Origin of the sequence: Thalassotalea fonticola (genome assembly GCF_032911225.1) — a bacterium.
Classification (GTDB): domain Bacteria; phylum Pseudomonadota; class Gammaproteobacteria; order Enterobacterales; family Alteromonadaceae; genus Thalassotalea_A; species Thalassotalea_A fonticola.
In genome coordinates this window covers 2945114-2959520 of record NZ_CP136600.1, presented here as the reverse complement: position 1 = coordinate 2959520, position 14407 = coordinate 2945114, and the positions used below count along the sequence as shown (strand labels likewise).

General features: G+C 38.3%; 12 protein-coding genes. 5 read left to right on the top strand and 7 right to left on the bottom strand.

Features of this window, described 5'->3' with window-relative positions:
• Positions 1-115 precede the first annotated feature (115 nt).
• Together RI844_RS11985 and RI844_RS11980 are read left to right on the top strand one after the other, a co-directional pair.
• Positions 116-796, top strand: a complete 681-nt coding sequence (locus RI844_RS11985; RefSeq protein ID WP_348394904.1) for a response regulator transcription factor — start codon at positions 116-118, stop codon at positions 794-796.
• Positions 789-2183, top strand: coding sequence for a sensor histidine kinase (locus tag RI844_RS11980; RefSeq protein WP_348394903.1), 1395 nt, complete (start codon positions 789-791; stop codon positions 2181-2183). Before RI844_RS11985 ends, RI844_RS11980 begins: the two co-directional genes overlap by 8 nt.
• A 96-nt stretch (positions 2184-2279) precedes the next feature.
• Here the strand turns inward: RI844_RS11980 and RI844_RS11975 are convergent, their stop codons facing one another.
• Complete coding sequence (locus RI844_RS11975; RefSeq protein WP_348394902.1) at positions 2280-4535, bottom strand: DUF5916 domain-containing protein; 2256 nt, start codon at positions 4533-4535, stop codon at positions 2280-2282.
• Positions 4536-4849: 314 nt separating this feature from the next.
• Here RI844_RS11975 and RI844_RS11970 point away from each other — a divergent pair, with 314 nt between their 5' ends.
• Complete coding sequence (locus RI844_RS11970) at positions 4850-5719, top strand: hypothetical protein (protein WP_348394901.1); 870 nt, start codon at positions 4850-4852, stop codon at positions 5717-5719.
• 125 nt (positions 5720-5844) lie between these two features.
• Here the strand turns inward: RI844_RS11970 and rluF are convergent, their stop codons facing one another.
• From rluF to trxA, 3 genes are all read right to left on the bottom strand, one after another.
• Positions 5845-6675: a 23S rRNA pseudouridine(2604) synthase RluF gene (gene rluF / locus RI844_RS11965; protein ID WP_348394900.1), complete on the bottom strand. Its 831-nt coding sequence runs from the start codon at positions 6673-6675 to the stop codon at positions 5845-5847.
• Between the two features lie 193 nt (positions 6676-6868).
• On the bottom strand, positions 6869-8128 hold the full coding sequence (gene rho / locus RI844_RS11960) for a transcription termination factor Rho (RefSeq protein WP_348394899.1): 1260 nt from the start codon (positions 8126-8128) through the stop codon (positions 6869-6871).
• A gap of 253 nt (positions 8129-8381) precedes the next feature.
• The gene (gene trxA / locus RI844_RS11955; protein WP_348394898.1) at positions 8382-8708 is read right to left on the bottom strand and encodes a thioredoxin TrxA; all 327 of its coding nucleotides are present in this window, start codon (positions 8706-8708) and stop codon (positions 8382-8384) included.
• 211 nt (positions 8709-8919) lie between these two features.
• Between trxA and rhlB the strand changes: the two genes are divergently transcribed.
• Both rhlB and RI844_RS11945 read left to right on the top strand, forming a co-directional pair.
• A complete protein-coding gene (rhlB, locus tag RI844_RS11950) occupies positions 8920-10203 on the top strand; it encodes an ATP-dependent RNA helicase RhlB (protein WP_348394897.1) in 1284 nt (427 codons plus the stop codon).
• 7 nt (positions 10204-10210) lie between these two features.
• A complete protein-coding gene (locus RI844_RS11945) occupies positions 10211-11716 on the top strand; it encodes a Ppx/GppA phosphatase family protein (protein WP_348394896.1) in 1506 nt (501 codons plus the stop codon).
• 11 nt (positions 11717-11727) lie between these two features.
• On the opposite strand, the gene RI844_RS11940 is transcribed toward RI844_RS11945, so the two are convergent.
• From RI844_RS11940 to RI844_RS11930, 3 genes are read right to left on the bottom strand one after another with little or no spacing between them, the layout of a single operon-like run.
• A complete protein-coding gene (locus RI844_RS11940; RefSeq protein WP_348394895.1) occupies positions 11728-12618 on the bottom strand; it encodes a DMT family transporter in 891 nt (296 codons plus the stop codon).
• Positions 12600-13613, bottom strand: a complete 1014-nt coding sequence (gene hemB, locus RI844_RS11935; protein WP_348394894.1) for a porphobilinogen synthase — start codon at positions 13611-13613, stop codon at positions 12600-12602. The genes RI844_RS11940 and hemB overlap by 19 nt, the downstream gene beginning before the upstream one ends.
• Positions 13614-13621: 8 nt before the next feature.
• Positions 13622-14407 (bottom strand): TatD family hydrolase, encoded by a 786-nt coding sequence (locus RI844_RS11930; protein ID WP_348394893.1) that lies wholly within the window; start codon positions 14405-14407, stop codon positions 13622-13624.

Below are 14407 nucleotides of genomic sequence, written 5' to 3'. Positions count from 1 at the left end.
CGTTTAATTATTTATTACCATTTGGTAAGGAAGCGGCTGAAAATATTACAAATAAACATAGAAAGGCTATGCTTAAAAATAGAATGCAGTCAATCACGGTTAACAATACGCAAACATGAAAATACTTTTGATTGAAGACGACCTAACCATAGCAAACTTCGTTATTAATGGTATGAAGCAAGCTGGGTTTGTGGTTGAGCATGCAGAGGAAGGCCGCAAAGGCTGGCAATTGGCGCAAAATAACAGCTATGATTTAGGCATATTTGACATCATGTTACCCAACCTTAATGGCTTAGAAATAATTAAAAGGGTACGTGAAAATAAAATTGAAATGCCTATTATTATCCTAAGTGCAAAACGTTCATTAGATGACAAGGTGCGGGGGTTGCAAGATGGCGCTGATGATTACCTGACAAAACCGTTTTCTTTTTCCGAATTATTAGCAAGAGTTCAGGCACTTTTACGACGTTCAAATCATGATACCCAATCAACATCACTAACCGTTGGTGAACTCACTATCGATTTATTGGCCAGAACTGCTCACCGTCAAGACAAAAAAATTGATTTACAGCCAAAAGAGTTGGCGCTACTGGAGTATTTAATGCGCAATGTTAATCACGTAGTGTCAAAAATCATGATTATGGAGAGAGTTTGGGATTACAACTTTGATCCACAAACCAACATTGTTGAAGCACGTATAAGTAACTTACGAAATAAAATTGATAAAGGCTTTGAACAACAATTAATTCATACCGTGCGAGGCTTAGGATATGTTTTAAAGGATCATAATGATTAAGTTTTCGACCCTGTCAGCGCGATTAACTCTATGGTATAGCTTAGCGTATGCTCTACTCATTGGCGGGATCTTTGCGATATTTTTTGTTGCATTTAATTCAATTTTAAGTGCGCGCTTAGATGAGGACTTGGTTGAAGATATTGAAGAGTTCCAGCAAATTCTCCAAGTTGAAGGTTTAGCTGGCTTAAAAAGTGAAATAGCCAGAGAAGCGATGGAAGAAGGCGCGTCAGATTCTGAATTTATTCGCATGTTAGATTATCAAGGCAATAATTTATTTAGTACAAATTTGAGTAAATGGCCGTCTTTAAAAACTGATCCCAAGCTATTAGAGCAAGCAAAAGCTGCAGATAAGCCAGTGCTTTATATTTATGAAGATGATGACATTGATGAAGATATCCGCGCCTTGTATGGTGTGATAAACCAAGACTATATAGTGCATATTGGCGAATCGTTAGAAGCGAACGAAGAGCTTAATGAATTATTTTTGGTGCTAATTGTTGCATTGTTTTTTATTGGCATGCCAATGGCGTTGTTTGTTGGCTTTTTAATGTCAAAAAAAGCGGTGTCAGGAATTAATAAAATAAGCCGTATTGCCAACGATATTGATGTACATGAACTTGATAAAAGAGTATCTGGTGAAATGTGGGGCGATGAAATACAACAGTTGGCCAATACCTTTAATACCATGCTCGATAGAATCAGTGATCTGGTACAAGAAATGAAAGCTCTAACCGACAATGTTGCTCATGATTTACGTAGTCCTTTGGCCAGAATACGAGTGATTGCTGAAACATCACTGTCGCAACTTAGTACCATTGAGGAGCATAAAGATGCCTCAGCCGATATCATCGAAGAGTGTGACCGTTTAATTCACATGATTAATGCCACACTGGATTTAGCTGAAATGGAAGCTGGGGCTGCCACAATCAACATGACAGCGGTAAATTTTAGTAAGCTTATCAATGATGCTTGTGATTTATTCCAACCGCTAGCCGAAGAAAAATTGATCACCATAAAGATGAATATAATCGAAAGTTGTTATGTGACGGGTGATGAAGAAAAGCTGCAAAGAATGCTCGCTAATTTATTGGACAATGCGATTAAATATACAGACAAAAATGGTCAAATAAATGTAGAACTGAGCAATGGTGGCAGCCATATAAACCTTTTAGTGAAAGACAGTGGTATTGGAATTCCTGAAGAGGAACAAGGTAAAATATTTGAACGATTTTACCGTTGCGATCAATCTCGATTACAAAGAGGTTGTGGACTGGGCTTAAGTTTTGCCAGGGCGGTGGTAAAAACTCATGGTGGTAAAATTGAAGTGGAAAGCATTCGAGGGCAAGGTAGTTGTTTTAGGGTTCTATTGCAAGCGAACCCAATTTAAATAAGCTCGTAATAAAATGAGCTACAATACTTGTACCAAAATTGAGTTTTATAAGCCTATTATAGGTATAAAGAGCATTGAACATTATCGATTACATTATAAATGCAATTTAATTTTTACTAAAAAATTCTCATCATCTACTCTATTAATACTTTTATTCATCAATTCGAATCCTTGAAAGCCGATACGCTCCTGCTCAAATTCACCCGCACGAGAATAAACAATGTACAGTTCGGACAATGCGCTAATTTCATAGCGATAGCGAACTTGCGCGGCAAATTCACTTAAACTGAAACTATCCGGTGGCTCATCGCCCAAGGTTAATGCCCCGTCAAATTCAGCTTCATACTCATTAATGGCTACCGCCTCAAGAGCAACGGACTCAATTTTCAATCTTAATTCATGACGCTCAGAAAATACGGCATTGATATTTAACGCAATAGACAATTCTTCTCGCTTGAATTCTTCCAGTACGTTTTCTTCATCCCATATAAGCCAGCTGTCATTGTCTATCCATTCAAATTCAAATGATAAATCGGCATTATCATTGATTTGAAAAATTGGAATAAACTCGATTTCGTAAAAATCTCCGGCAAGGTAATCTTCACCTGTTGCATAACTTATTTCATAGGTGAAAAAATTATTTTGCTCGGAGATATATTTGATCCCGGCCTTATAAAATTCAGGTGCTAATACTGGATTATTACCTCTAGTAATGGTGTCATGAATGCCTTCTTCACGATATTCCAGCTCTAGTTCAATAGCATCAGATTCATTAAAGTTTACAATTAATTCAGTTTCAACTTCGCTCGGTAAATCGTCATCTTGTTCGTTTTCATTATATTGATAAAGCCATTCCCACTCGATATCTCTAAGGTTATTACTTAGCTGTGTCCACTCATAACTTCCTTCATATTGTAGCTTTTGGCGATTGACTCGCTCGACAAAACCAAAGTCAGAAAGATCTAAAAAGCGGCCATAGTCAATAATTGCAAGTTCATGGCTGGTCTGCTCGCTTGGTTCCCATTCAATACCCAGCCACCAGCCATCGTCATCATAATCAGTGAGGCTAGTCTCCTCAATCAGGTTTTGTTCAATGTTGGTGCTAATAAATTGGCCTGAAAGTTGGAGTTCATCTATTACTTCCCACTGAAAATCAAACGCCGTGACATCAGATTGTCGATCGAATACTGGACGTTCAGTGTGGGTTTGCAGTAAGCCAAGGCGAAAATCATCTTTTTTATACTGAATTCGAGCGGCAAAATATTCTCGGCCATCGGCAAAGTTAGTATCTTCTTCAAATGCTGAAAACAGGCCAATATCGAACCTTTTACCTATATAAGTATATCGACCTGCACCGTCGATATCCGTTGACGTTATGTCCTCGTCATCAGCTTCACCGCCAATGCGGGGAGTATGAACCAGAATTAAGTTTTCGGGGCCCTGCATATCGAATACATCATGGTTTTCTCGAAAGAAAGGCCGCTTTTCACTGAAAAACGTTTCCACTTCACTGAAATTAACCACAAGTTCATCTGATTCTACTTGGCCAAAATCTGGATTCAAAGTGAAGTTTAATTGTTGTGATGAAGATATTTTCCAAAATAAGTCAGCGCCAAAACGTTCGTCGTCTTTATGATGTTCTAAGTCTCGGTTGTAGGCGACATATGGGAAAAAGTCTAATTTTGAAGATTCTTTGAACACTAATTGTTGCGACTGAAAATTGCCAACAAAGGTTTTCTGCGTGCGCTCAATCGCAGGGAATGAAAAGCGCATATTTTTCCCCTGATGAAAACGAGAAAAATATAAATTAACAATTCTGCTGCTCTTATCGGTGGATACCATGGCAGCAATTGACCAGGGGATGAATATTTCAGTAGACCAAAACCCTTCATCATCTTCAATTTCAACACCGTGTTGCCACTCACCGTTCCAGTCAGTTGATTCACGATTCTCATCACTCCAAATAGAGTCTTGAATTGCGCCGGTTCGACTCACCTTAAAACCATAGGCTCTGATGCCCTGGGCGTCAAAATCAATGATCACTTCGTTATAATCGGTGTTAATATCAGCATCATTTAATGAGTTTGAAACTATGCTTTCGTTGTCTTGCTGATAATTAATAAAACCAATGTAAATTCCCATTTCATCAGAAGCTACTAGCACTTGGGTTTGATTAGGAGGTGTGGCTAAAGATAACGGATGGGTTATTTTAAAGCCTTCAATTACAGTAGCATTCTGCCAAATAGACTCTTCCAACTCACCATCTACTTCAATATTTTCTGCATAAACTTGTCCGCAAATAATTAGCGTAAAGAGTAAACTTAAAAGTATCTTGGAGAAGGCTTTCATTGACACCTAACTAATTATTTTTATTGAATATTAATCACACTAATAAAGAGTGTAGAACATATCTATAAAATTACCGAATTGCTGTTTTAATTATCTTTGTATCAGCATAGCTAATAACACAACAAAAATTAGATTTTTTTTGTTTGTTAACCAAATGGTAATCATTGGGCAAGGTTTAGATTAACTTCCTTACTTAAGCTTATTAACTAGAGCGAAGTATTACTGCAAGTAATAGCTTATCGGCGGGGGTTGCTATATTGAGCTGTTGGAAAATCGTCGCTAACACTTACACAGTTATGTTTAGGAGAATGATGATGAAAACTTTACTTAAAACAGTGGTCGCAGCAGTTATTTCTGCGATGTTGATGACTCCGCTGTCGTGGGCTGTCGAACTTGAAGAAATGGAACTATTTTTTGAACTTAATGATACTGATGGCGATTTAGGTATTCATGGTAAATTTGATGGTGAAGAATGGAAAGTGTTAAAAATATTGACTTCTGATGATGACGTTTTACTGGATTTGAGTATTTATAACAATCTTCAGGAACAAGGCCTTACAGAGCTTTTTTTTGAATCGGCAGAGCCAACATTTGATGACCTTGATCCTATGGACTTTTTTAACCGATTTCCTGAGGGCACATACATAGTAGAAGGTATGACTTTAGGAGGCGCCATGATTGAGGGAGAAGTTGATTTATCTCATGTTATTCCTGCTGCGCCAGCAGACATTATGTTGTCATACGAAGTACCGTGTCATAGCGGCAACGGAATGGGCCCACATGATAAACATGAATGTGATGAGACCATAGAGATGCCTCCAGCTGAATTCGATGCTGAAGATGAACTTGTTTGTGTTGAGTTGGAAGGTCTAGCCGAGGAAGAAGTGACCATCAGTTGGGGGGAAGTCATGAGTTCACACGCAACTTTAGGCATAGCCGGTGATGTTAATCCCGTGTATTACGAAGTCGTTATCGAAACTGAAGTAGGTGAAGATGATGATGAATTAGAGATAGATTCTAGTACATTATTACCGCCTGATGTTACTGAATTTGAATTTCCTGAAGAGTATTTTGAATTGGCCGAAGAATTTAAATTTGAAATTTTAGTACGCGATGAAAATGGTAATAAATCTGCCACAGAAGGTTGTTTTGAAATCATTAGCGAAGATGATGAAGATGAATAGATAACTAAAATTAGTTGAGTCAACATGTTTAAATCACCACTGTTATTTGTGCTGGCAGTGGTGATTTTGTTATAAATGTTGGCAGTTCTAACTTAACGTTTAGGTTTTTTAGAACAGAGAGCCTTTTAGTTTTTACTCGGACCTTTAGTATTAAGCTCTGCTTCTACTTGTGCCCAAGGATTCACCTTTTCATTAGGATTAACTTTACGATGATTATCTGGTGCCGTTTTTGTCGACCCGGCAACAGCATCGTTGATTTCTTGCATTTCTTGAGCATTTAAATCTCGCCACTGTCCTGGTTTTAAATTACCGATTGATATCGACATAATTCGAGATCTGGATAACTTAGTTACTTCATAGCCAAGGTATTCACACATACGTCTAATTTGTCGGTTTAAACCTTGCGTTAACACAATTTTAAACACAAACTTGCCAACCATGCTTACTTTACAGGGCTTAGTGATCGTTCCTAAAATTGGTACACCACGTGCCATACGCTCTAGAAATCGTTCGCTAATTGGTTGATCGACAGTTACCACATATTCTTTATCATGGGCATTTTCTGCCCGCAGAATTTTATTAACAATATCACCATCACTGGTTAAAAATATTAATCCTTCTGATGGTTTATCTAATCTGCCAATAGGAAAAATACGTTCTTTGTGACCTATGGCATCGATAATATTGCCTCTAACATCTAGCTCGGTAGTACATATAATGCCAATGGGTTTGTTATAAGCGATATAAATACGATCAGATTTATTTTCTGGTGCAGCAGAAATTAGCTTACCTTCAACTTTCACTTCGTCGCCAGGCATTACTTTAGTGCCAAGCTCTGGCTGTTTGCCATTAATGGTAACTAAGCTTTGTTCAATTAATTTATCAGCGCCGCGACGTGAACAGTAACCGGATTCACTGATAAATTTATTTAGACGTTTACCGTTTTCAGTAGACAAAGGATTGAATTCTCTAGGACATAATATATATATGCTGATTATCGCTTAAATTTGAATTTATTGCATAAAAAAACCGACAGTTGTCGGTTTTTATTTAAAATATTTTATGTACAACTGATAAGCCAAAATGAATTTGGGATAACTCCTCAGTGGATCCCAAAATGAATTTGGGATAACTCCTCAGTTTTCGGAGTTACTTACGTTTCATTGAATCAAAGAATTCGTTGTTAGTTTTGGTCATTGCTAACTTATCAATCATGAATTCCATGGCATCAATTTCACCCATTTCGTGTACGATTTTACGCAAAATCCACATTTTTTGTAATTCGTCTTGCTTAGTAAGCAATTCTTCACGGCGAGTACCGGAGCGGTTAAAGTGGATTGCTGGGAATACACGTTTTTCAGAAATTTTGCGTGAAAGGTGTAATTCCATATTACCAGTACCTTTAAACTCCTCGTAAATAACTTCGTCCATTTTAGAACCAGTATCCACTAGAGCTGTAGCAATAATAGTTAAACTACCGCCTTCTTCAATATTACGTGCCGCACCAAAGAATCTTTTTGGACGGTGTAGGGCGTTCGCATCAACACCACCAGTTAGTATTTTACCTGAAGAAGGGATCACCGTGTTGTAAGCGCGAGCTAAACGGGTAATTGAGTCAAGTAAGATAACCACGTCTTTTTTGTGCTCAGTTAAACGTTTTGCTTTTTCAATAACCATTTCTGCCACTTGTACATGACGACTGGCTGGCTCATCAAATGTAGAAGCGATTACTTCACCTTTAACCAAGCGTTGCATCTCGGTAACTTCTTCTGGACGTTCATCGATAAGTAATACCATCAACTCACAGTCAGGGTGATTATGAGCAATACTTTGCGCGATGTTTTGTAGCAATAATGTTTTACCTGCTTTTGGCGGAGCAACAATAAGACCACGTTGACCTTTACCTATTGGAGAAGCTAAATCTAATACGCGGGCAGTAATATCTTCAGTACTACCGTTACCACGTTCCATGGTTAAGCGTTGATTTGGATGAATAGGAGTAAGGTTTTCGAAAAGGATTTTATTGCGAGAGTTTTCAGGTTTATCAAAGTTAACTTCATTAACTTTTAATAAGGCAAAATAACGTTCGCCATCTTTTGGAGGTCTAATTTTACCAAAAACCGAATCACCTGTACGTAGGCTGAATCGTCGAATCTGGCTTGGCGATACATAGATATCGTCTGGACCGGCTAAAAAAGATGAATCTGCCGATCGTAAGAAGCCAAAACCATCTTGTAAAATTTCTAAAACACCGCCACCAAAAATGTCTTCACCGCTCTTAGCGTGGGATTTTAATATTGCGAAAATTACGTCTTGCTTGCGAGTACGGGCTAAATGTTCTAGCTTCATCGATTCAGCGAGTTTGATTAATTCGCCAATGGATTTATCTTTGAGTTCGATTAGATTCATATTTGATGGGTCTTTGTGATGTAGTTTAGTTTTTATTGCTTAAGTTTATGTTGCTATTATCTCATTTAAACAGATTAAAGAACTTGTTAAAATGAGAGAGTAAAGAATTTGGAGCGGTATGATTAATACCAGTTTCTATAAATTAGCACTAAATCTAGAATAGGTAAAGTAACTGCTTAATAATGACGCAATTTTTGTTTATATAAACGAAAAAAGGTCAACATTTGTCGACCTCTTCCTATTTTAGTCGCAATTATAAGTTTGCGTCTAAAAATTCTTTCAATTGATTTTTAGAAAGTGCGCCAACTTTAGTATCGGCAATCGCACCATCTTTAAATAATAATAATGTTGGAATACCGCGAATACCATATTTTGGTGGCGTACCAGCATTTTGATCTATGTTTAATTTAGCAACAGTTACTTTGCCATCATATTCTTCAGCTATTTCTGAAAGGATCGGAGCAATCATTTTACAAGGACCACACCACTCAGCCCAAAAGTCTACTAGAACTGGGGCCGAAGCATTAATTACGTCAGTATCAAAGCTGTCATCTGTTAGCTGAACAATTTTATCGCTCATTTTTCTCTCCGTTAAGTTGGCAAATCGCCATAATAAATTGGGTATACCCTTGACTATATTGGGCTATGTTTATCGATCTTGGGGCTGTTTGCAAGAAATACAAGTCGATTTTTATATAATATCATTTCAGTTGATATACTCTTTTTAAAAATAAACTAATATCAATGAGATATTAGTTAATAGATTAGGTAATTGTGTTATTCTACCGGCTATGAAAAAAACACATTTAACAGAAACAAAATTTTCAAGTCTTGGCCTTGCCCCGCAAGTAGTGACCGGATTGGAAACCATGGGCTTTCACTATTGTACTGAAATACAGGAAAAGTCTTTACCTATTTTATTATCAGGTAAAGATATTGCTGGTCAGGCACAAACAGGTGAAGGCAAAACAATCGCCTTTCTTGCCGCGATTTTCCACCATTTACTTAACAATGACAAACCAACACATAATCAGCCTAGAGCTATTATTATGGCGCCTACTCGAGAGTTGGCCATTCAAATCCATAATGATGCCAAAGAGATGGCGAAAAGTTCTGGTTTGCGCCTTGGCGTAGTTTATGGTGGTGAAGGCTATGAAAGTCAACGTCAACAATTAGAACAAGGCGTTGATATTGTTATCGGCACATGCGGGCGTTTAATTGATTATCTGAAGCAAGGTATTTACCAGCTAAATAATATCGAGGCTGTAGTTCTTGATGAGGCTGATCGTATGTTCGATCTTGGCTTTATTAAAGATATCCGTTTTATGTTCAACCGTATGCCTGGACCAAAAGAGCGTTTAAATATGCTTTTTTCAGCAACACTTTCGTTTAGAGTTAAAGAGTTAGCTTTCGAACATATGAACGATCCTGAAAGCGTTGAAGTAGCTCCTGAGCAAAAAACTAATTTACGAATTTCAGAAGAGTTATTTTACCCGTCAAATGACGAAAAAATGGCTCTGTTACAAACCATCATTGAAGAAGAGTGGCCGGATAAAGCAATTGTTTTTGCTAATACCAAACATGTGTGTGAAAGAGTTTGGGCGCATTTACAAGCCGATAAACATCGTGTGGGCTTATTGACCGGTGATGTTGCACAAAACAAACGCATTAAAATTCTTGAGCAATTTACCAAAGGCCAATTAGATATTTTAGTCGCAACTGATGTTGCCGCACGTGGATTGCATATTCCAAGTGTTACTCATGTATTTAACTATGACTTGCCGGATGATTTTGAAGATTACGTGCATCGTATTGGTCGTACTGGCCGTGCCGGTGCTACTGGACATGCGATAAGTTTTGCTTGTGAAGATTCAGTGTTTAATTTACCGGCTATTGAAGATTATATTGGACATAGCTTACCGGTAAGTAAATATGATTCAGATGCACTGTTAACCGACTTCCCTAAGCCAGCGCCAAGGCCACGTCGCCATCAATCAAATGCCAATCGTGGCAAAGGTGGTCGCCAGGGGAATTCTAATAACCGTGGTCATCGTCGTCCTCATAACCCGAGATAGATAAGCGGTGACCGCAAGCCTACCTTCTTGCTCACAGCCGCTTTATGCGGTTATTGATTTGGGCTCTAACTCATTTCATATGTTAATCACACGCCTGGTCGCTGATAGCGTCCAGGTAGTTGATAAAGTGAAACGTAAAGTACGTTTGGCTTCAGGATTAGACGCTAATAATACTCTCAATGACAAGGCTATGGCACGAGGTTGGGAGTGTTTAAGTTTTTTTGCCGAACGCTTACAAGATATTCCCAAGCAAAACATTAAAATTGTTGCCACAGCTACATTGCGCTTAGCAACTAATGCTGATGACTTTATCACCAAAGCCGAAACAATTCTCGGTCATAAAATAAATCTCATTTCAGGTTTAGAAGAAGCTCATCATATTTATTTAGGCGTGGCTCACACTACGAGTAGTGTTGATAACCGTTTAGTTATTGATATAGGTGGTGCAAGCACTGAACTTATTGCCGGCTCTGGTTTTGATGTAAAAGTAGCTTGTTCGTTAGATATGGGGTGTGTAACCTTCAATAATGAATTTTTTGCTGATGGGGTGTTAAGTGAAATTGCTTTTAGCCAAGCTATAAACAAAGCTGAACTCATCTTAGCTGAAAAAACTGCCGAGTATAAAGCCATAGGTTGGGATACTGCATTAGGTGTTTCAGGAACGTTGCAAGCCGTTGCCGAAGTCTTAACTTCGCAAGGTAAAGTGCAAAAGATAACGTTGCACAACCTGCAAGAAATAAAGCAACAAATTATCGCTTGTCAGCGTATTGAACAACTTGATATTATCGGCCTGGAAACTGAACGTAAACCGGTGTTTGCTTCGGGCATTGCCATTTTAATCGCAATTTTTTCTGAATTTAAAGTTACGGAAGTACACCTTGCAGGTGGCGCTATACGCGAAGGCATTTTATATGAATTATTGCCTAATATGCGTAACGTAAATATTAGGCAGCGCACGTTATCAGGCTTAATTGAACGCTTTAGTATTGATGAGCGGCATGCCTATCGTGTTGCCGATATTGCTAATAACGCATTTGCACAGCTGCAAACAATTTGGCATCTAAACAGTGAACTGGCAACTATTTTACAATCTGCCTGTGTGCTTCATGAAATAGGCTTATTACTTGAATACAAGGGTAGTAAAAAGCACGCCAAATACATACTTGAAAATACTGACTTAGCGGGATTTTCAAATTCTGAAAGACAATTATTAATTGCTTTAGTCACGAACTATAAAACCGACATAGATCGTACGGTCATTGATAAGCAATACTTTACCACTAAGCAACAAGCAATATGCCTTATCGTGATCTTACGCCTTGCGGTCATCTTATCTAAACGTCGCACAGACGATGTAATGCCTAGTTTTTCGATAGATGCTAAGCAATATCAGCTTAGCTTGAATTTACCAAAAATCTTTCTGCGAAAGCATCCCCTGATTTCGGCTGAGTTAAAACAAGAGTGTGCAGATTTAACCGAACTTGATATGACCTTAACGGTAAATTCTAACTAGCTTAAACGTTGTTAATTAGCTGACTCATTTATTTGTTCTCTAGTTGCCCAATAATTCATTAATATAATTAACCCTGCGCCAGCAAATATTGAAAGCGTTAAACGTTCATCGAGTAAAAGCCACGCTGCAGTAATTCCATACAATGGCTCTAATGTTAGGGTTAAGCTTACCAAAAAAGCATTGATCACCTTTAAGGACGACAGTAGAAGGCTGTGGGCTAATGCCGTGAATACTATGCCGAGCAAAGCAATCAATAATGTTTCATTGGCGCTTGGCCATATCTGATAAATGAAAAGAGCAGGGCATAACCATAAACCGGCAAACAGGTTTTGCCAAAAAGTGACTGCGATGGGGGAGCAGTGTTGTACAAATTTTTGATTAAACATTGTTAAAATAGCAAAACTAAGAGCCGAAAATAAACCAATCGCCAAAGCGGTTATATCTGACTGAGCTATCGGTTGAGCGGCTTCGACTAAGTAAATACCGAGAATACACAGCAAAGCTTGAACTAGAATTGATACTGTTAACTTTTGCAGTTTTAACGCGATAGACATGACGGCAACAAATAAAGGAAAACAGGCAAAAGTTAATAAACCTATGGTTACGCTACTGATCTGTATAGTATAAAAAAAACTCCACCAATGCATAGCAAGTATCAGCCCACTGAGTGCAAGTTTGATTATCAAATGTTTCGACAAATTGAGTGAAAGAGAGTTAAAACGGCAAAAGAGCAAGATAGCCAAAGCGGCAAATAAACTTCGCCCGACAACGATATACAAGGCTGGTAGAGTAAGCCATTTGGCAAATAATGCACAAAGGGCGAGTAATATTACCGCCCCGTGCAAAGAAAAATATGCAGTTTGTGTGCTTGTTATACTTGCTGTTAGTTTTCTTTTAACCACCGAGCAACCTGTTTAGCAAAATAGGTCAAGATACCATCTGCGCCAGCGCGTTTAAAAGCTAATAAACCTTCCATAATACAAGGCTGCTCTGCCAACCAGCCATTTTGTATTGCTGCCATGTGCATGGCATATTCACCACTGACTTGATAGGCATAAGTAGGTACATGAAAATTGTCCTTTACTCGTCGAACAATATCTAAATAAGGCATACCAGGCTTTACCATGACCATATCCGCACCTTCATAAATGTCTTGGGCAATTTCTTGCAAAGCTTCGTCTGAATTAGCCGGGTCCATCTGATATGAATATTTATTACCACCCTTGATATTACTGGCTGAACCGACAGCATCTCTAAATGGGCCATAATAATTTGATGCATATTTTGCTGAGTAGGCAAGTATTTTGGTATTTACATAACCTTGCTTTTCGAGCTCTTCACGAATAGCGCCAACTCGGCCATCCATCATATCTGAAGGGGCGACAATATCAGCACCAGCTTTTGCATGTGACAACGCCTGTTTAACCAAGATTTCTTTGGTTACTTCATTTAATACATAGCCTTCATCATCAATAATCCCATCTTGACCATGGGTAGTAAACGGATCCAGGGCAACATCGGTAATTACCCCTAACTCAGGAAACTTTTCTTTTAATGCCCTAACTGCGCGCTGAGCTAAACCATCATCATTGAATGCTTCTTCAGCTAGTAGTGACTTTTTGTCCATTGGGGTGACAGGAAAAAGGGCGATTGCCGGCACGCCTAACTCAACCAATTCTGCAGCTTCTTCTAACAAAAGATCAATACTCTTTCGTTCAACACCAGGCATAGAGGTAATTTGTTCAACCTGATTTTCACCTTCTAAAACAAAAACAGGGTAAATTAAATCATTAACGGTTAATTGATTTTCGGCCATCAAACGGCGGGAAAAATCATCTTTACGCATTCGGCGTAAACGCCTTGCCGGGTATTGGCCAAATTGATTATTGTTATTCATGGTTTCTCCTATCCAGCAAGCTTAAATAATTTCGTTGCATTGTTGCTGGAATGCTTTATTAATTCATCTTCACCTACCTTCATTGCACTCGCTAATGTGCGAACAACATAAGGTAAATATTTAGGTTCGTTGCGACTACTTTTCAGTTTAGGTCGAATATTTCTAGGGGGTAAATATGGTGCATCCGTTTCAACCATAATACGGTCTAAGGGGATGTATTTAGCAATATCAAATAACTCCTGACCGCGGCGTTCATCACAAATCCAGCCAGTTATACCAATATAAAGCCCCATATCTAAACAAGTTTTTAATTCTTCCAGGTTGCCAGTAAAGCAATGGCTAACCCCACCAGTTAATTCGTTTAATTGTTCTTGTAGCAGACTTTGCCATGTATTAAAGGCATCGCGTTGATGCAGAAAAACAGGCAGTGATAATTGTTTAGCTAGTTCTAACTGTTCGGTAAAAACTCGCTGCTGATTTTCTGGCGTAGAAAAATTACGATTAAAATCCAGTCCACATTCACCAATAGCTTTAACTTGTTTATTTTTAGCCAACTCCGCTAATTGTTGCAAGTAGCCATTACTAACATTATCTGCATCGTGTGGATGAACTCCTGCCGTGCAAAATAGATTAGGGTAGTGTTGACAAATATCTAAAGCTTGCTGACTTTCCACTACATTGGTACCAGTAATTATCAGCTTTGTTACTCCAGCTAATTGTGCCTGGTTTATTACATTTTCTCGATCTTTATCAAATCGCGAATTGGTAAGGTTAACACCAATATCAATCAACAA

What these genes read in the sequence shown, in the direction of transcription:
- RI844_RS11985 (WP_348394904.1), top strand. Translation starts at nt 116, where the DNA reads ATGAAAATACTTTTGATTGAAGACGACCTAACCATAGCAAACTTCGTT.
- RI844_RS11980 (WP_348394903.1), top strand. Translation starts at nt 789, where the DNA reads ATGATTAAGTTTTCGACCCTGTCAGCGCGATTAACTCTATGGTATAGC.
- RI844_RS11975 (WP_348394902.1), bottom strand. Translation starts at nt 4,535, where the DNA reads ATGAAAGCCTTCTCCAAGATACTTTTAAGTTTACTCTTTACGCTAATT.
- RI844_RS11970 (WP_348394901.1), top strand. Translation starts at nt 4,850, where the DNA reads ATGAAAACTTTACTTAAAACAGTGGTCGCAGCAGTTATTTCTGCGATG.
- rho (WP_348394899.1), bottom strand. Translation starts at nt 8,128, where the DNA reads ATGAATCTAATCGAACTCAAAGATAAATCCATTGGCGAATTAATCAAA.
- trxA (WP_348394898.1), bottom strand. Translation starts at nt 8,708, where the DNA reads ATGAGCGATAAAATTGTTCAGCTAACAGATGACAGCTTTGATACTGAC.
- rhlB (WP_348394897.1), top strand. Translation starts at nt 8,920, where the DNA reads ATGAAAAAAACACATTTAACAGAAACAAAATTTTCAAGTCTTGGCCTT.
- hemB (WP_348394894.1), bottom strand. Translation starts at nt 13,613, where the DNA reads ATGAATAACAATAATCAATTTGGCCAATACCCGGCAAGGCGTTTACGC.